At 63.0% G+C, this 17,893-nt stretch carries 13 protein-coding genes; 5 read left to right on the forward strand and 8 right to left on the reverse strand.

What is annotated here, in order from left to right; genetic code table 11:
* Nucleotides 1-258: 258 nt before the first annotated feature.
* Together BFQ04_RS21685 and BFQ04_RS21690 are read right to left on the reverse strand one after the other, a co-directional pair.
* On the reverse strand, nucleotides 259-3,357 hold the full coding sequence (locus BFQ04_RS21685; protein ID WP_065952539.1) for an efflux RND transporter permease subunit: 3,099 nt from the start codon (nucleotides 3,355-3,357) through the stop codon (nucleotides 259-261).
* 6 nt (nucleotides 3,358-3,363) lie between these two features.
* The gene (locus BFQ04_RS21690; protein ID WP_065952540.1) at nucleotides 3,364-4,506 is read right to left on the reverse strand and encodes an efflux RND transporter periplasmic adaptor subunit; all 1,143 of its coding nucleotides are present in this window, start codon (nucleotides 4,504-4,506) and stop codon (nucleotides 3,364-3,366) included.
* A gap of 288 nt (nucleotides 4,507-4,794) precedes the next feature.
* Between BFQ04_RS21690 and BFQ04_RS21695 the strand changes: the two genes are divergently transcribed.
* The 3 genes from BFQ04_RS21695 (at nucleotide 4,795) to BFQ04_RS21705 (ending at nucleotide 7,731) form a co-directional block, all read left to right on the forward strand.
* Nucleotides 4,795-5,496, forward strand: coding sequence for a response regulator transcription factor (locus tag BFQ04_RS21695; protein ID WP_065952541.1), 702 nt, complete (start codon nucleotides 4,795-4,797; stop codon nucleotides 5,494-5,496).
* Nucleotides 5,497-5,499: 3 nt separating this feature from the next.
* Nucleotides 5,500-6,801 (forward strand): ATP-binding protein, encoded by a 1,302-nt coding sequence (locus tag BFQ04_RS21700; RefSeq protein ID WP_065952542.1) that lies wholly within the window; start codon nucleotides 5,500-5,502, stop codon nucleotides 6,799-6,801.
* Between the two features lie 144 nt (nucleotides 6,802-6,945).
* Nucleotides 6,946-7,731, forward strand: coding sequence for a sulfite exporter TauE/SafE family protein (locus BFQ04_RS21705; protein ID WP_065952543.1), 786 nt, complete (start codon nucleotides 6,946-6,948; stop codon nucleotides 7,729-7,731).
* A 690-nt stretch (nucleotides 7,732-8,421) separates the two neighbouring features.
* On the opposite strand, the gene BFQ04_RS21710 is transcribed toward BFQ04_RS21705, so the two are convergent.
* On the reverse strand, nucleotides 8,422-9,660 hold the full coding sequence (locus BFQ04_RS21710; RefSeq protein ID WP_065952544.1) for an acyl-CoA dehydrogenase family protein: 1,239 nt from the start codon (nucleotides 9,658-9,660) through the stop codon (nucleotides 8,422-8,424).
* A gap of 267 nt (nucleotides 9,661-9,927) precedes the next feature.
* Between BFQ04_RS21710 and sfnG the strand changes: the two genes are divergently transcribed.
* The gene (gene sfnG / locus BFQ04_RS21715; RefSeq protein WP_065952545.1) at nucleotides 9,928-11,013 is read left to right on the forward strand and encodes a dimethylsulfone monooxygenase SfnG; all 1,086 of its coding nucleotides are present in this window, start codon (nucleotides 9,928-9,930) and stop codon (nucleotides 11,011-11,013) included.
* A gap of 57 nt (nucleotides 11,014-11,070) precedes the next feature.
* Here the strand turns inward: sfnG and map are convergent, their stop codons facing one another.
* Together map and BFQ04_RS21725 are read right to left on the reverse strand one after the other, a co-directional pair.
* The gene (gene map / locus BFQ04_RS21720; RefSeq protein WP_065952546.1) at nucleotides 11,071-11,826 is read right to left on the reverse strand and encodes a type I methionyl aminopeptidase; all 756 of its coding nucleotides are present in this window, start codon (nucleotides 11,824-11,826) and stop codon (nucleotides 11,071-11,073) included.
* Nucleotides 11,823-12,026 carry a ParD-like family protein gene (locus tag BFQ04_RS21725; RefSeq protein WP_065887356.1) on the reverse strand — a complete coding sequence of 68 codons (204 nt, stop codon included), beginning with the start codon at nucleotides 12,024-12,026 and terminating at the stop codon, nucleotides 11,823-11,825. Before BFQ04_RS21725 ends, map begins: the two co-directional genes overlap by 4 nt.
* Nucleotides 12,027-12,395: 369 nt before the next feature.
* On the opposite strand from BFQ04_RS21725, the gene BFQ04_RS21730 reads away from it, so the two are divergent.
* Nucleotides 12,396-12,662, forward strand: coding sequence for a DUF1652 domain-containing protein (locus tag BFQ04_RS21730; protein WP_065952547.1), 267 nt, complete (start codon nucleotides 12,396-12,398; stop codon nucleotides 12,660-12,662).
* A gap of 66 nt (nucleotides 12,663-12,728) precedes the next feature.
* Here BFQ04_RS21730 and BFQ04_RS21735 read toward each other — a convergent pair whose 3' ends face one another.
* From BFQ04_RS21735 to xylB, 3 genes are all read right to left on the reverse strand, one after another.
* On the reverse strand, nucleotides 12,729-15,335 hold the full coding sequence (locus BFQ04_RS21735) for an autotransporter family protein (protein ID WP_065952548.1): 2,607 nt from the start codon (nucleotides 15,333-15,335) through the stop codon (nucleotides 12,729-12,731).
* 116 nt (nucleotides 15,336-15,451) lie between these two features.
* Nucleotides 15,452-16,390, reverse strand: a complete 939-nt coding sequence (locus BFQ04_RS21740) for a carbohydrate kinase family protein (protein WP_065952549.1) — start codon at nucleotides 16,388-16,390, stop codon at nucleotides 15,452-15,454.
* A gap of 12 nt (nucleotides 16,391-16,402) precedes the next feature.
* Nucleotides 16,403-17,884, reverse strand: coding sequence for a xylulokinase (xylB, locus tag BFQ04_RS21745; RefSeq protein WP_065952550.1), 1,482 nt, complete (start codon nucleotides 17,882-17,884; stop codon nucleotides 16,403-16,405).
* Between the last annotated feature and the right edge of the window lie 9 nt (nucleotides 17,885-17,893).

Genomic DNA, 17,893 nt, shown 5'->3' on the forward strand with positions numbered 1-17,893 from the left:
CGGCTAACCCGGCGTCCTGCCGGGTTGCCCACGGATTCAAGCCTGCGTTCGGCCAGCGTGGTTTAACGGGGCGCCTGAGATCAAGATCAAAAGCCAGATCAAGATCAAGATCAAGAGCGACTCGCTTCGCATCGTGGTTAGGGTTGAGCGCTACGTAGATGCCTGCGTTGATGACGGTGGATCAGTCACAAACACATGACTGATACACCGTCATCGGGAGCAAGGCGCCTCCCACATTTTTTTCCGTGCCTGGCTCGACTAAGCGGCTTTGTGACGCTTGCGCACCAGCTTCATCACCACCACAAAGAACACCGGCACGAATACCACCGCCAAGGTCGCCGTGATCATCCCGCCAATCACGCCGGTGCCGATCGCCTGCTGGCTCGCCGAACTGGCCCCGGTGGCGATCGCCAGCGGCACCACGCCGAGGATGAATGCCAGCGAGGTCATGATGATCGGGCGCAGGCGCAGGCGCGCGGCTTTCAAGGTGGCGTCGATCAAGTCCTCGCCCTGTTCATACAGGTCCTTGGCGAACTCGATGATCAGGATCGCGTTTTTCGCCGACAGGCCGATGATGGTGATCAGGCCGACTTTGAAGAACACATCATTGGGCATGCCGCGCAAGCTCACCGCCAGCACCGCCCCGAGCACGCCCAGCGGCACCACCAGCAATACCGAGGTCGGGATCGACCAGCTCTCGTACAAGGCGGCCAGGCACAGGAACACGATCAGCAGCGACAGGCCCAACAGGATCGGCGCCTGGGACCCGGACAGGCGTTCCTGCAAGGACAGCCCGGTCCATTCCTGGCCCAAACCGGCGGGCAGTTGGCTGACCAGGCGCTGGATTTCGTCCATCGCCTCGCCGGTGCTGTGCCCTGGCGCCGCTTCGCCGCTGATGGCGATGGCGGGGTAGCCGTTGTAGCGCGTCAGTTGCGTCGGGCCCTGGGTCCACTTGGCTTCGACAAACGCCGACAGCGGCACCATTTTCCCGGCGTTGTTGCGCACGTTGATCTTCATCAAGTCCGCCACCTGGCTGCGCTGGTCACCCTCGGCCTGCACCACCACGCGCTGCATGCGACCCTGGTTGGGGAAGTCGTTGATGTAGGCCGAGCCGATGGCCGACGACAATATATTGCCGACGTCGGCAAACGACACGCCCAGCGCATTGGCCTGCTTGCGGTCCACTTCCAGTTGTACCTGCGGGGCTTCGGCCAGGGCGCTTTCGCGCACGTTGGCCAGGATCGGGCTTTTCGCGGCCGCTTCCAGCAACTCGGTACGTGCAGCCATCAGCCCCGCGTGGCCGACGCCGCCACGGTCCTGCAGGCGGAACTCGAAACCGCTGGAGGTGCCGAGGCCGTCTACCGGGGGTGGCAGGATCGCATAGGCAATCGCATCCTTGAGCTCGCTGAAGGCCATGTTGGCGCGGTCGGCAATCGACGCGGCCGAATCATCGCTGCCGCGCTCCGACCAGTCCTTGAGCGTGGTAAACGCCAGCGCCGCATTCTGCCCGGAGCCGGAGAAACTGAAGCCCATGATCATGGTGGTATCACCCACGCCCGGTTCCGTGGCGTTGTGTGCCTCGATCTGCTCGGCCACCTGCACCGTGCGGTTCTTGCTCGCGCCCGGCGGCAACTGGATATCGGTGATGGTGTAGCCCTGGTCTTCCACCGGCAGGAACGAGGAGGGCAGGCGACTGAACAGCAGCCCCAGGCCCACCAGCAGCACCAGATAGATCAGCAGGTAGCGGCCGCTGCGCTTGAGGGCATAGGCCACCCAGCTTTCGTAACGGTCGGTGAGCTGTGCGAAGCGCGTGTTGAACCACCCGAAGAAGCCGCCCTTGGCGTGGTGTTCGCCCTGGGCAATCGGTTTGAGCAAGGTGGCGCACAGCGCCGGGGTCAAGGTCAGGGCCAGAAACGCCGAGAACAGGATCGAGGTGGCCATCGACAGCGAGAACTGCTGGTAGATCACCCCCACCGAGCCTGGCATGAACGCCATCGGCAGGAATACCGCGACCAGCACCAGCGTGATACCAACGATGGCGCCGGTAATCTGACCCATGGCCTTTTTCGTTGCCTCCTTGGGCGACAGGCCTTCAGTGGCCATGATCCGCTCGACGTTCTCCACCACCACAATCGCATCGTCCACCAGGATACCGATCGCCAGCACCATGCCGAACATGGTCAGCACGTTGATCGAAAAGCCCAGCAACAGCATGGTGGCGAAGGTGCCCATCAGCGCAATCGGCACCACCAGCGTGGGGATCAGGGTGTAGCGCACGTTCTGCAGGAACAGGAACATCACCGCAAACACCAGCGCCATCGCCTCAAGCAAGGTGTAGACCACCTTGGTGATCGAGACCTTGACGAACGGCGAGGTGTCGTAGGGGATCTTGTATTCCACATTGGCCGGGAAATAGCGCGACAGCTCGTCCATCTTCGCCCGCACCAGGGTCGCGGTGTTCAGCGCGTTGGCGCCTGGCGACAGCTGCACGCTGACGGCGGTGGACGGCTTGCCGTTCAGGCGCGTGGAGAACTGGTATTCCTGGCTGCCGACTTCCACCCGCGCCACATCACCGATGCGCACGGTAGAGCCGTCAGGGTTGGCCTTGAGCACGATGTCGGCGAACTCCGCCGGCGTCGACAATTGGCCCTTGACCAGAATGGCAGCGGTGATTTCCTGGGTGGGGGTGCCCGGCAAGTCGCCGATACTGCCCGCCGAAACCTGGGCGTTCTGCGCGCTGATGGCGGCATTCACGTCGGCCGGCGTGAGGTTGAAGCCAATCAGCTTCTGCGGGTCGATCCAGATGCGCATGGCGCGCTCGGCGCCATACAGCTGGGCCTTGCCCACCCCGTCCAGGCGCTTGAGTTCGTTCATCACGTTGCGCGCCAGGTAATCGCTGAGCGCTACGTCATCGAGCTTGCCGTCATTGGACGTCAGCGTCACCAGCAGCAGGAAGCCGGCCGAGACTTTTTCCACCTGCAAGCCTTGTTGCGTCACGGCTTGCGGCAGGCGAGGCTCCACCGCCTTGAGGCGGTTTTGCACGTCCACCTGAGCCATCTCCGGGTTGGTGCCCGGTTGGAACGTGGCGGTAATGGTCGCCGAGCCCAGGCTGCTCTGGGACTCGAAATACAGCAGGTGATCGGCGCCGTTGAGCTCCTGCTCGATCAGGCTGACCACGCTTTCATCCAGGGTCTGGGCCGAAGCGCCAGGGTACACCGCGTAGATTTCCACCTTGGGCGGTGCGACGTTGGGGTATTGGGCCACCGGCAATTGCGGGATCGCCAGGAAGCCGGCCAGCAAAATGAACAAGGCCACCACCCAGGCGAAAATCGGGCGGTCGATGAAGAACTGCGGCATGGCGGGTTATTCCTTTGCGAGCGGGCTGTCGTCCACTTCTACTTTTTCACCGGGGCGCGCGTGTTGCAGGCCCTCGACGATGATGCGGTCGCCGGGTTTGAGGCCGCTGCTGACGATCCAGCGATCCTCGATCACCGCGCCCAACTCCACCGGCTGCTGGCGCACGGTCTGCTCGCCGTCCAGCAACAGCACCATGGGGATGCCGGCGCTGTCGCGGGTGATGGCGCGTTGCGGCACGCTCAGGCCTTGCCTGTCGACTGCCTGTTCCAGGCGTACCCGCACAAAGCTGCCGGGCAGCAGGTCGAGGTCCGGGTTGGGAAACTCGCTGCGCAGGATGATCTGCCCGGTGCCCGGGTCGACGCTGATGTCGGCGAATAGCAGCTTGCCCGGCAACGGGTACAGGCTACCGTCGTCCTGGATCAGAGTGGCCTTGGCCTGGTCCTGGCCGACCTGCTTCAGGCTGCCGGCACGAAAGGCACGACGCAGGTCGTTGAGCTCGCGGGTGGACTGGGTCAGGTCGGCATGGATCGGGTCCAGTTGCTGGATGATCGCCAGCGGCGTGGCCTCGTTCTGGCCGACCAGCGCGCCTTCGGTCACCAGGGCGCGGCCGATGCGCCCGGAAATCGGCGCGGTCACGGTGGCGTAGCCCAGGTTCAACCTGGCGCGCTCGACGGCGGCCTTGTTGGCGGCGATTTCGGCGTTGGCCTGGCGCAGGGCGGCGCGGGCGTTGTCGTATTCCTGGCCGCTGATGGCGTTGCCTTCCACCAACTGGCTGTAGCGCTGCTCCTGCAGGCGCGCCTGGAATGCGTTGGCCTCGGCCTTGCTGAGGTTGGCCTGGGCGCTGTCGAGGTCGGCCTTGAACGGCGCCGGGTCGATGCGAAACAGCACGTCGCCGCGTTTCACGTCATGGCCCTCATTGAACACCCGTTGCATCACCACCCCGGCGACCCGGGCGCGCACCTCGGCAATGCGCGGCGCGGCGATGCGCCCGCTCAATTCGCTGGTGATGGACAGGGGCTTGGCCTGCAGCGTCTCGATGCGCACTTTGGCCAGGGGCATTTGGGGCGCCTCGGCTGTGGACTTGTCACACGCGCTCAGCGCCAGTGTGAGGGCCAACAGGCAAAACGGCGCAAACAGATTCTTCGACATGCTCTTATCCCAATATTGACTGGCGCATCCTAAGGTCACCTGCGCTGTGGTGCTGTGAAGCTGTGTAGGTCGTGTGTGAAGAAATGTAAGGGGCGGCGCGCGGGGCGCTGAGGGCGTATATCCTTGCACAACCTTGCTTGCAATGAAGATCAAATGTGGGAGGGGGCTTGCCCCCGATAGCGGTGTGTCAGCTAATCAACAGTCGACCGGCACCTGTCATCGGGGGCAAGCCCCCTCCCACATTGGATTTGTGTACGACACCTCACTGTATTTTCTGGAAACACCTCCATGCCCAATATCCTCCTGGTGGAAGACGACGCCGCACTCTCCGAGTTGATTGCCAGCTACCTGGAGCGCAATGGCTACCACGTCAGCGTGCTCAGCCGGGGCGACCTGGTACGTGAGCAGGCGCGGCTGAACCCGCCGGATCTGGTGATCCTCGACCTGATGCTGCCCGGCCTCGACGGCCTGCAGGTCTGCCGTCTGCTGCGCGCGGACTCGGCGGGCCTGCCGATCCTGATGCTCACTGCCCGTGACGACAGCCATGATCAGGTCCTGGGCCTGGAAATGGGCGCCGACGATTACGTGACCAAACCCTGTGAGCCTCGCGTGCTGCTTGCCCGGGTGCGCACCTTGCTGCGCCGCAGCAGCCTGTCGGAACCGCAGGTGGCCAGCGACCGCATCATCATGGGCAACCTGTGCATCGACCTGTCCGAGCGCACCGTGACCTGGCGCGAGCAGGCGGTGGAGCTGTCCAGTGGCGAATACAACCTGCTGGTGGTCCTGGCGCGGCATGCCGGTGAAGTACTCAGCCGCGACCAGATCCTGCAGCGCCTGCGCGGTATCGAGTTCAACGGCACCGACCGTTCGGTGGACGTGGCCATCTCCAAGCTGCGGCGCAAGTTCGACGACCACGCCGGTGAGGCGCGCAAGATCAAGACGGTGTGGGGCAAGGGCTACCTGTTCAGCCGTTCCGAGTGGGAATGCTGAGCCATGTTTCGTGTCCTGCTGCGTCTCTACCTGATCACCATCGTCACCTACAGCGCGGCGATTTTCCTGATCCCCAAGCTGGTGATCCAGCTGTTCGAACACCGCTACATGGACTATAACGTCGAACAGTCCCGTGGCCTGCAAACGCTCATCGTCAAGCAATACCTGCGCGCGCCGGTGGAACGCTGGTCGCAGGTCACCGAGCAACTGAGCCGTGACTTTGCGCCGTTGAAAGTGCAATTGCTATTGCGCCAGGACGCGCGCTACACGCCTGCCGAGGAGCAATTGCTGGAGCAGGGCAAACCGGTGATCCGTCTGGGCGAGTGGGGCTGGATGGAAGAAGTCAGCTCGCCGATCAACGAGCAGTTCGCGGTCAAGCTGATCATCCCGCCGGACCCGCTGGACATGAACCTGCTGTACTGGTCGATGAACGTACTGGTCGGCGCCGCGCTGCTGGCCTGTCTGCTGGTGTGGTTGCGCCCCCACTGGCGCGACCTGGAGCGGCTGAAAAGCACCGCCGCGCAGTTGGGCAAGGGCAACCTGGGCGAACGCACGCAGATTCCGCCGAGTTCCAGCATCGGCAGCCTGGCGGCGGTGTTCGACACCATGGCCAATGACATCGAGCATCTGTTGAACCAGCAGCGCGACCTGCTTAACGCGGTATCCCACGAGCTGCGCACTCCGCTGACCCGGCTGGATTTCGGCCTGGCCCTGGCGCTCTCGGAAGACTTGCCCGCGGCCGGCCGGGAACGCCTGCAAAGCCTGGTGGCGCATATTCGTGAACTGGATGAGCTGGTGCTGGAATTGCTCTCCTACAGCCGTCTGCAGAACCCGGCGCAGTTGCCCGAGCGCGTGGAGGTGGTGCTGGATGAATTCATCGACAGCGTGTTGGGCAGTGTCGACGATGAGCTGGAAAACCCCGACATCGTCATCGAGGTGGTGCTCGACTGCGCTGTGGAGCGCTTCAGCCTCGATCCGCGCCTCACCGCCCGCGCTCTGCAGAACCTGTTGCGCAATGCCACGCGTTACTGCGACAAGCGCATCCAGGTCGGCGTCAAGGTTTGCCCCAAAGGCTGTGAAATCCGTGTGGATGATGACGGCATCGGCATTCCGCCGGACCAGCGCGAACGCATCTTCGAGCCGTTCTATCGCCTGGACCGCAGCCGTGACCGCGCCACCGGGGGCTTTGGCCTGGGCCTGGCCATCAGCCGGCGGGCCCTGGAAGCCCAGGGCGGCACCTTGACCGCCGAGGCCTCACCGCTCGGTGGGGCGCGGTTTCGCGTGTGGTTGCCCAGCGTCGATTGATCGAGGCAGCTTGATCGCGCGGCCGATCGCCCGGATTGTCGTGCCTGGTTGAAAAGGCATAAAGTCAGATCATATTGGTATAAGTCGTTATAAGAAAAATCGCTATCCTGCCGCCAGAAATTTATAAGGCCACAGGTAGCTGTAATGGATGTAGGTAATGTGGGTTTCGTGGTTGCCGGCCTGATCGTAGGTTTTATCGTGGGCATGACGGGCGTGGGCGGGGGCTCGTTGATGACGCCGATCCTGTTGTGGTTCGGGATCAATCCGGCCACGGCCGTGGGCACTGACCTGTTGTATGCCGCCATCACCAAGTCCGGTGGGGTGCTGGTGCACAGCAAGAACAGGAACATCGACTGGACCATTACCGGCTGGCTCACCCTGGGCAGCGTGCCGGCGGTGTTGCTGACCCTGTGGTTCCTCGCCAGCCTGCATACCGACCCCAGCGCCATGAACGCGGTGATCAAACAGGCGCTGGGCGTGGTGTTGCTGTTGACGGCCCTGGCGATCCTGTTCAAGAAAAGCTTGCTGGCGTTCGCCCAGCGCCATGCCGGTGACGACTATTCTATGCGCCCGCGCAATCTGAATGCACTGACGGTGGTGACGGGCGCGGTGCTGGGTACCATGGTGGCGCTGACGTCCATCGGCGCCGGCGCGCTGGGGACGGTGGCGCTGTTTATTTTGTATCCGTTTCTCGCCACGCGCCGTCTGGTCGGTACCGAGATCGCCCATGCTGTGCCGCTGACTCTGGTGGCGGGGCTGGGCCATGCGAGCATGGGCAATATGGATTGGCATCTGTTGGGATTTTTGCTGATGGGCTCGCTGCCGGGGATTTATCTGGGCAGTCATATGACTGGCAGGATTCCGGATGGTGTGCTGCGTCCGTGTCTGGCGGTGATGTTGATGGCGGTGGGTTACAAACTGGCGTTCTAGGGTGGACGCGGTCCAGTGTGGGAGGGGGCTTGCTCCCGAGGGCGGCCGACGGTCTGAAACTATCTGACTGATGCTCCACCATCCAAATGTGGGAGGGGGCTTGCCCCCGATGGCGGCCTCTGGGCCGACCAGGATGTTGGAACGAGTACATATCCGTTTCTGCGGTGACGGCTGCTATCGGTTCCGCTTTTACAGCGGGTCACTTTTGGAAAAGAGCCCCAAAAGTAACCAAAAAGGCTCTTGCCCCACCACTCGGCACCTCGCTTAGGCTCGGTGTGCCCGCAATCCGACATTGATGTGGGGGGCCGCCGCCACGCGCCATCCATGGCGCGGGGCGGCTAAACCGGCATCCCTGCCGGTTTACCCCCCACATCAATGTCGAATTGCGGCCAGCGTGGTTTAACGGGGCGCCTAAGATCAAGATCAAAAGCCAGATCAAGATCAAGAGCGACTCGCTTCGCATTGTGGTTAGTGTTGGGTGCTGGAGCGTTTGCTTCACTTCTTCCACATTGCGTTAGAACGGCTTAGGCCTTGGCCTAATGCCAGTCAGTTAAGTGTACGCTGCCCTCTGTAGGAGCGAGCTTGCTCGCGAAAAATGTCAACGATAACGCGTGCTTCCTGCATGAACGCGGTGCCTGTGAGTTTTTCGCGAGCAAGCTCGCTCCTACAAAAAGCCTTAACTGGCTGGTATTAAGCCTTCGCCGGGCCATTGCCGATCTGCCAGACAAACGGCGGCTCGGTGCCATTGATCACCCAGTCGCCGACGATCCGCGCCTTGTAGATCAGCGGATTGTGCGATGACACTGTTCGCGCATTGCGCCAGTGCCGGTCCAGGGCTTTGCCCTGACGTACATCGGAGGCCCCCAGGGCGTTGAACAGTTGGCTGGTGGCCCGCTGGATCAATTCCGACACGACCACCTGGGCCGTCGCCGATTCGATCTCGGCGGCTACGTTGGCTTCGCGTTCGGCCACGTCATCGCCACCGAAGCGGGCCAGATAGGCCCGTTGCGCCGGCAGCGCGGCCTGCAATGCGCTGGCACGGGCTGCGTAGACGAGCGCGGCGACTTCGCCCACCACCTGTTGCACCTGCGCGTCCTGGCTGACGTGCGGGGCGTTGCCGTGGCTGTAGATGCGTTTGCGCGTGCGCACCTGATGGGCCACGTCGTTGAGCGCCGCATGGCCGATGCCGGCCAGGGTGGCGAGCAGCACCAGTTGATAAAACGCGGTCTGGTATTTGAAGCGGGTGGCAAAGTCGATCACGTTTTGCGCTTCGACCACGGCATCGGTAAAGCGCGTGGTGCCGCTGCCGGTGGTGCGTTGGCCAAAGCCGTCCCAGTCATCGCTTTGCACCACCCCAGGCTGGCGCGTGCGGGTGGCGGCGATGACGTCGCCGCCGGTGTCGCTGCGTTGGGCGTATACATCGATCCAGTCGGAAAACAGGCTGCCGGTGCTGTAGAACTTTTCACCGTTGAGTGTCCAGTCGTCCCCGTTGGGGCTGACCTGGGTGACGACGTCGCCGATCGCGACATTGCCGATTTCGGTCCAGGCGCAGCCGACGATGTCGCCGTCGACAAAGCGCTTGAACCACACCTCGCGCGCCGCGCCCGGCGGCGCATTCAGGCGGTCTTCGGCAAACGCAAAATGCCCGCGCAGGGCCTGGGGCACATTGGAGTCGGCGGCGGCGAGTTCGATCAACAGTTCGAACAGCTGCGGCAGCGACGCGCCGCCACCGCCATATTCCACCGGCACACGCACCGCGCCGAAACCGGCTTCCTTCAACCAGCGGATCGGCTCATGGGGCAGGGTGCGGCTGTGTTCGCGTTCCACCGCGCCCGCGGCGATGCGCTCGAAGATGGGACGGAAGCGCTCGGCCAGGGCGGGGTAGTCGACGCCAACGGACAGCGGGTTGATGACGTGTTGCTCGGTCATGGGGGGGCGGCTCCTGGGCAGTGATCAAGTCCCAGGGTGTTTGCACAGTCCGTGCCGGGCACCGCGGCCCGTGTTTACGGCGCGAGGACGCCAACTACTGTTGCGCCAGCAACAGCGTTTGCACAAAACGCAGCGATTCATGACAGTCGCGGCGCTCCGCGCAACGCCCAGGTTGTGCGCCGCAGACCGCAAGGCCAGGGCCTTTGCGCGTGGCTGGCACGCTTGCTGCTCAAGCCCTCCTACATTCCTTTGTGCGAGGTACCCCCAATGAGTCAACACGCCGTGAAATTTGCCTATTGGGTGCCCAACGTCAGCGGTGGGCTGGTGGTCAGCAAGATCGAGCAGCGCACCCACTGGGGCATCGACTACAACCGTAAACTGGCGCAACTGGCCGAAGCCGCCGGCTTTGAATATGGCCTGACCCAGATTCGTTTCACCGCCGGCTACGGCGCCGAGAATCAGCACGAGTCGGTGGCGTTCAGCCACGCGTTGCTGGCGGCCACCACCACCCTCAAGGTGATTGCGGCGATCCTGCCGGGCCCGTGGCAGCCGGCGCTGGCGGCCAAGCAGTTGGCGACCATCGACCAGCTCACCAACGGCCGCATCGCGGTGAATATCGTCAGTGGCTGGTTCAAGGGCGAGTTCCAGGCCATCGGCGAACCGTGGCTGGAGCACGATGAGCGCTATCGTCGTTCCGAAGAATTCATTCGCGCCTTGAAAGGCATCTGGACCCAGGACGATTTCACCTTCAAGGGTGACTTTTACCGTTTCAACAATTACACCCTCAAGCCCAAGCCCCTGGGACAGCCCGAAGTGTTCCAGGGCGGCAGTTCAAGGGCGGCGCGCGACATGGCGGCGCGGGTATCGGACTGGTACTTCACCAACGGCAACACCCCCGAAGGCATCAAGGCCCAGGTCGACGATATCCGCGCCAAGGCGGCGGCCAATAACCATTCGGTAAAGATCGGCGTCAACGCTTTTGTGATCGCTCGCGATACCGAAGAAGAGGCGCGCGCCGTGCTGGCGGACATCATCGACAAAGCCGACCCGGAAGCGGTCAACGCCTTCGGTGATGCCGCCAGACAAGCGGGCAAGGCGTCACCGGAAGGCGAGGGCAACTGGGCCAAGTCCAGTTTCGAGGACCTGGTGCAATACAACGACGGCTTCAAGACCAACCTGATCGGCACCCCGCAGCAGATTGCCGAGCGCATCGTCGCGCTCAAGGCGGTGGGCGTGGACCTGGTGCTGGCCGGCTTCCTGCATTTTCAGGAGGAGGTGGAGTACTTCGGCAAGCGCGTGTTGCCGCTGGTGCGTGAACTGGAGGCCAAGGCCCTCGTCAAGCAGGTGGCCTGACCCGATTGATCGTTCCCACGCCGAGCGTGGGACGGTCGTACTCCGGTTCTGTGCGGTTCAGGCTGTCGGTTGCAGGGTCAACACCTCAAACCCATCCGCCGTCACCGCCACCGTATGTTCCCATTGCGCCGACAGGCTGTTGTCTTTGGTCACCACCGTCCAGCCATCCTTGAGACTGCGCACTTTGGCGCTGCCCTGGTTGAGCATCGGCTCGATGGTAAACACCATGCCTTCGCGCAGTTCCAGCCCGGTGCCGGGACGGCCGAAGTGCAGGATCTGCGGCTCTTCGTGCATTTCCCGGCCGATGCCATGGCCGCAGTATTCACGCACCACGCTGTAGCCGTTGGCCTGCGCATGGCATTGGATCGCATGGCCGATATCTCCCAGGCGCGCGCCGGGCTTGACCTGGCGGATGCCGGCCCACATGGCTTCGAAGGTCATTTCTACCAGGCGCCGCGCCTTGGGCGTCACCGTGCCGATCATGTACATCTTGCTGGAGTCGGCGATAAAACCGCCTTTTTCCAGGGTGATGTCGATGTTGATGATGTCGCCATCTTTAAGGATTTGCTTCGCGCTGGGCATGCCGTGACACACCACTTCATTGATCGATGTATTGATGCTGAAGGGGTAGTCATATTGCCCGAGGCTGGCCGGGCGGGCCTGCAATTCCTGGCGGATGAAGGTTTCGACGGCGCTGTCCAGTTCCAGGGTGGAGCGGCCGGCGGCGACGAAGCCGTCGAGCATGCTGAACACCTGGGCCAGCAGGCGCCCGGACTCGCGCATCAGCGCAAGCTGTTGTGGCGTTTTGATCATTGGCTGCGCCCTCTGATCAGGTCGGGTTTGTCCAGCAACAGTTTGTTGATCAGGTCGTTGTAGGGCAACTGAGGATTGAGCTCGGCAAGCAGGCCGATCTTGATCCAGAACTCGGCCTGGGCGTTGATGGAACGGTCCATCGCGGCGCTGGCCAGGCGTAGTTGTTCGTGCAATTGGTCGGTGATTTTGACGATGCCCATACGCTTCACTGTGAGAATTCAATATACGAAGCGTATATGTTTCGTATGTTTTGCGAAAGCCCCGCTCGGCGCTTGGTTGACCCGTTGATTGATTACCACATGTTGCCAAAAAATCGGCTACTTCAAATTCGCCTGATGTGAGACGGGCGGTTAAACGTTTAATCGGCGCGGTTCGGCGATGATGGGTGCGGCGAAATTTACGTCATATAAGCAAGCGCTGAGCTTATGAAGAAAGGTTACAACAGCAGTGGATTTGGCGAGTAGGCTTCTTTGTTGAAGGCGTCTTCCAAGGCCGGCAAGACGTGGCAGGCAAGTGCCTGCCGGACCCCATAAAAACTGTTGGCAGTCTCAAACAAGGAGAGGTTAGCCATGCTTTCGGAATTAGAGCTTCGCAGTATTATTGAAGGAAGTTTCCTGCCTAAGCGGTGTGAGTGCACCAAAGCCGAAGATGCTTCGCTGACGATCAAGGTGTACGACGACCGCGACCGTGATCGCGTGGAGTTGGAGGTCAAAGGTATCAGCGCGGACAGACTCGACAGCAGTCGCGCCATTTGTAACCTGATCGCCGGGCTGCGTGAAGACCTCAAGCATGCTCACACGCCTGCCCAGCAGCGAGCAGGAGGGCGTGGATTTTAAGAGCGCGCCTGGCTGCGCGTTGACTTGGAGGCCTGGCAGTGACCAGGCCCCTGAGCCTCGTGCTGTTCACCAGCTCATGCGCACCCCGGCGGTGCCGCCCACACCCTCCTGGGCGTTGCCGTCCAGATTGGTGGAGTAGTCCGCCGCCAGGTAAACACTCACCGCCGGCGACAAGTGGGCGATAACCCCGACGCCGACATCGGCGGTGGACGACGCGTGATCGCTCTTGATGCGGTCCACATCGTCGTAGGTCACCGTGTCGCTGCCGCCGAAGGTGCGCCAGGCGTTGGCGCGCGCATACGGTTCGACAGGCGTGGTGCCCACCCGGTAGCGGCCCTTGACGCGGGCACCCAGACGGCCGGTCCAGTACGCCTGGGAGTCGAACGATACCTTGGAAATACCGTCGTTCTGGTTGTCCAGGTCAAGGGTCTGGCGGATCACCTGGAACTGCGGTTCCAGCACCCAATGTTCGGAAACGGTGACTGGATAACCCGCTTCGGCGGAGAGCGCCAGGGCACGGCCCTTGGTGTCCGCCTTTACGCCACGGTCGGACTTGCTGTCACCGTCCAGGCGTGTGCCCATGGCGACCAGGTCGATGTACCAGCCTTTGGGGTCGGTGAGGGTCCAGTAGGCGCCGAAGTTATCACCGTCGAGTTTGATCCGCCCGGAGCGCCGGTCCTGAAAGCCTTCGGCAAACCCTTTCACGTCGCCGCGCAAGCGACTCTGCCCGATGAACAGGCCGAAGCGTTGCAGTTGCCCGCCGCTGGTTTGCGCAGCGTAAAGGTCATGCCCCACCTGATAGCCCTTGACGCTGCCGTCTAAGCTTGGCGACACGGTGCCCGACCAGTGCTTGTTGAAATCGCCGCCATAGGCACGCGCCCAACCGGCCGCAACTGCTCCCGTTTCAGTGAGCAGGCTTTGCTCGCCCTGGCGTTCATGAAACGTGCCCAGGGCCATCCGGGTCATTATGTGCGCGGCCGGGACCACCACCGAATACACCGGCACTTCCAGGCGATACAGCGGGATGGGTGCGGCACCGACCACAGCTGTTGGCAGCGCCGGGCTGCTGGCGGCGGGTTGCGGTGAATTGGCTGCCGCGACCTGGCTCGGCGGGGGCGCCGGGGGCTCGATCGGCGCGACCGGTTGCGCGGTCGGCGGCTCCACCGGTGGTTCATCGGGGTCGACGACAGGAGGCGTCGGTGTAATCGGTGCAACAGGTACCACCACCGGCGGGGTGGGCGGTACCGGCGGGACGGGGGGTGGCTGCACGGCCACCACCGAAGAGCGCAGGTACCAGTTGTTTTCCGTGCCGGCGGTCACGCCGCCTTTGAACAGCCGATATTCATAGGCACCGGCCGACACCGAGCCCTTCAACGCAAAGGCATCTGCGCTGCCGGTCGCGCCGTTGAGGGCCTGGACCACCTCGATGCCACTGTGTTGAGTCAGCCCGCCTGCACCGCCAAGATTGGTGACGCCCAGTTGCGTGTGACCGCTGATAATGCCGTCGGACACCACCAGCTTGTCGGTAGCGGAGTTGTCATCACCGAGGACGCTTTGCAGCCACAGCTGGCCGTTATTGCCCACATAGTTGCCGTGCACCGTCAATGAACTGTTCGCGCGGTTGTCGGTGGTCATGTCAAGGGTGCCGGCGTTGTTCAGCGTCGCCAATTGGCCCGCCGTGTAAGGGCGGATTGCGCCCTGGCTCACCGCCAGGGTACTGCTGCCATCGATGTTGAACGTACCGGTGTTGCTCGCACTGTCACCGAGGAAAAAGTCCCCGGCCAGATCAACGCGCGAGGCGTTGTTGAGATTGACCGTCTCCCAGCCGACATAACGCGCGGCGGTACTGGAGGTGGTGTTATCGAAGGTCAGTTGATCATTGCCCAGGCCGCCGTCAATCGACGGCGTGGCGGCCAGCCGGCTTTCAGTAAGACCGCTGAGCAGGGCGTTATCGTCACCATCGCCCATCAAGACTGAAGACTGGACCTCACCGCCATTGCTCCAGGTGAATGTGTCGTTGCCAAAACTGGCGCGGATTTCACCTTTGATCACGCCGCCGCTCACCCGGATGATGTCATCGCCGCCACTGGTGCTGATATTGCCGCCTACGCTGGCTGTTCCCGAGATGTCGACCCTGTCCTTGCCGAACCCGGCGACCAGGTTGCCGAGGATCTCGCCGCCGGTCATCTCGTATTCGTTATCGTCCAGCCTCAGGTCGACCCGGCCAATCGTGCCGGCGGTTTGTCGCGCCACGTCACCGTCGACGAATTCCCTTTCGATGACACCGCCGGTCATCAGGAAGGTATCGCGGCCATCGCCCTGCGCCAGGGAAACAATCCGCCCGCCGTTCATGACGAAGTCATCGATGCCGGTGCCTTGTTGCACAGCGCCCAGGATACTGCCGGCATCGATCATGATTCGATCTTGGCCCGCGCCGAACGTAACAGGGCCGTTGACGGTTCCCGTACCACCGGCGGGCAGCGTCAGACGATTGTTGCCCAGAAGATCGGTGAGCCCGGCGGTGCTGGTGCCGCTGTCGCAGACGAACGTGTCGTCACCGGGACCGGGACTGAAAGCGCACGCGGCATGCGCGGGCTGGGGAGTGAAGTACTGCAGTGAAAGAATGCCGACAGCAATAACGGCTCGGGTTGGAAAACCAGATGCCTTGGTCATGACGCGTCCTACGTATTGTTTTAATTACTGCTGTTCTTCGGTGTAGCACAGGTTCGCTGCATGGCAAGGTTTTTGGATAAAACGTAAAGGCCGCGCAGGGCACGGCCGGTGGGCTATCAGCCTAATTGGCTACGGTGAGGCAAGTCCGGTCCGGTGCGGGTGCAGGTCAGCGCCGCAGCGCGGATGGCAAAGCCGAGCATGGCGTCGATCTGTTCGCGGCTGAGCTGTTGCAGCCCTTCAATCGAGTCCAATTGCTGCTCGGTCAACCAGGCAATCAACGCCGCCTGGAAGGTATCGCCGGCGCCGACCGTATCGGCCATCACGACGTCGACGGCCGGTTGCGACCAGGTGCCATGCCTACGGCTGAACACACTGGCGCCATCACCGCCACGGGTGAGGAATACCAACTGGCAGCGGTGTTGCAGCCAGCCTTGCAGCACGCTTTCAGGCGATTGCTCGGGGTACAGCAGGTGCAGGTCTTCATCGCTGACCTTGATCAGGTCGGCATGCTTGACCAGCTCGGCGATACGGTCGCGCCACAGTTGGATGTCCGGTTGCGGATTAAGGCGCACATTGGGGTCGAGGCTGATCAGGCGCTTGCCGCTTTCACGCTGGACGAGGGCCAGCAGCGTGTCGCCGATCGGTTGCACCACCAGCGAGAACGAGCCGACATGCAGCCCGCGAATCTCATCACCCAGCACCGGCAGATGCGCGACCTGCAGTTGCCGGTCGGCGCAACCTTCGCCGCGAAAGCTGTAGTGCGGCGAGCCATTGGCACCCACGGCAACCATCGCCAGCGTGGTCGGTGCGGCGAACTCCACGAGAAACTGCCGGCTCACGCCTTCATCCTTGAGCACCTGCACCAGGCGCCGGCCGAGGAAGTCGGTGGACACCCCGCCGAACAGCCCGGCCTCGATGCCCAGGCGGCGCAAGCCCACGGCCACGTTGAACGGCGACCCGCCGGCAATAGACGTGTAGTTGACCTTGGACGCAAGCCCGCTGGCATCCTCCTCGCTGAAAAAATCAAACAGCGCTTCACCGCACACCAGATACATAGTCGCTCGCTCTTAAAGGGTTGCCACACGCTGTTGATAGCGCTCGTAGGCCTGTTGATAGGCCCTGACATTGGCCGGCACCGGCAAGGTGCGGCTGGCCGGGTCAAGGCTCACGCATTTGTCGCACAGGCTGGCCAGGGATTCGCCGGACTGGCACCACGCCGCCTGGATCGCCGCGCCCAGGGCAGCGGCCTCGCTTTGTTCGGTACACACCACTTCGGTGTTCATGATATCGGCGACCATCTGCCGCCACAGCGGGCTTTTCGAACCGCCGCCGATCAAGCGGATGCCCAGGCTTTGCAGACCGGTCTGGCGCAGCAGGTCCAGGCCGTAGCGCAAGCCGAAGGTGGTGCCTTCGACCACCGCGCGGCACAGGTTGGCGCGGGTCAGGTTGGTCATGGTCAGGCCGTGCAGGCTGCCGGTGGCCTGGGGCAGGGCGGGCACCCGTTCGCCGTTGAGGAACGGCAACATGCTCACCCCGTCTGCGCCAATGGGGGCCTGTTCGACCAGGGTGTTGAAGGCGTTCAGGTCCAGCTCGAACAGCTCGCGCACCACGCCGGTGGCGTTGGTCAGGTTCATGGTGCAGATCAACGGCAACCAGCCGCCGCTGGATGAGCAGAAGGTGGCGACCGACGCCTGCGGGCTCACGTTGGGCTGGTCGGCGAACGCGTAGACGGTGCCCGATGAGCCCAGGCTCATGGTGATGACGCCGGGGGCGATATTGCCGGTGCCGATGGCGCCCATCATGTTGTCGCCGCCGCCACTGGCGACGATGGCGTTGGGGTTGATGCCCAGGCGCTCGGCGATGGCCGGCAGGATCGTGCCCACCGCCTGGTCGGCTGCGATCAGCTCGGGCAGCGCTGCTTGCAGACGACCACCGGGGTCGATGTGCTGCAGCAGCGCCACGTCCCATTCACGGCGGCGCACGTCGAAATAGCCGGTGCCTGAAGCATCGCCGTATTCGGCGACGGCGCGGCCGGTGAGCCAGTAGTTGAGGTAGTCATGGGGCAACAGGATATGGGCGATGCGCGCAAACAGGTCCGGGTGCTGTTCACGGGTCCACAGCAGTTTTGACACGGTGTAGCCCGGCGCAATGACCACGCCCAGACGCTCCAGCGAGCCGCTTTCACCGCCCAGGTGCTGCAACAGGCGCTCGTTTTCGGCTGCGGTTTCGGTGTCGCACCACAGCTTGGCCGGGCGCAGCACCTGGCCCTGGGCGTCGAGCAAGACCAGGCCGTGTTGCTGGCCGGACACGCCGATACCGAGAATGTCCTGGCCGTCCACCCCGGCCTGTTGCAGGGCGCGGTGGGTGGCTTCGGTAAAGGCATCCAGCCATTCCTGGGTGTGTTGCTCACGCCGGCCGTTGGCGCCGCTGAGCAGTGTGTGCGCGGCGGCGCCCAGGCCCAGCACCTTGCCGCTGGACGCGTCGAGGACGATGGCCTTGGTGCCCTGGGTGCCGCAGTCGATGCCGAGGAACAGGTTTGGCTGGGTCATGATGGCGTG

It is taken from the genome of Pseudomonas sp. 37 R 15 (assembly GCF_900004865.1).
Taxonomy (GTDB): Bacteria; Pseudomonadota; Gammaproteobacteria; order Pseudomonadales; family Pseudomonadaceae; genus Aquipseudomonas; species Aquipseudomonas fluorescens_AM.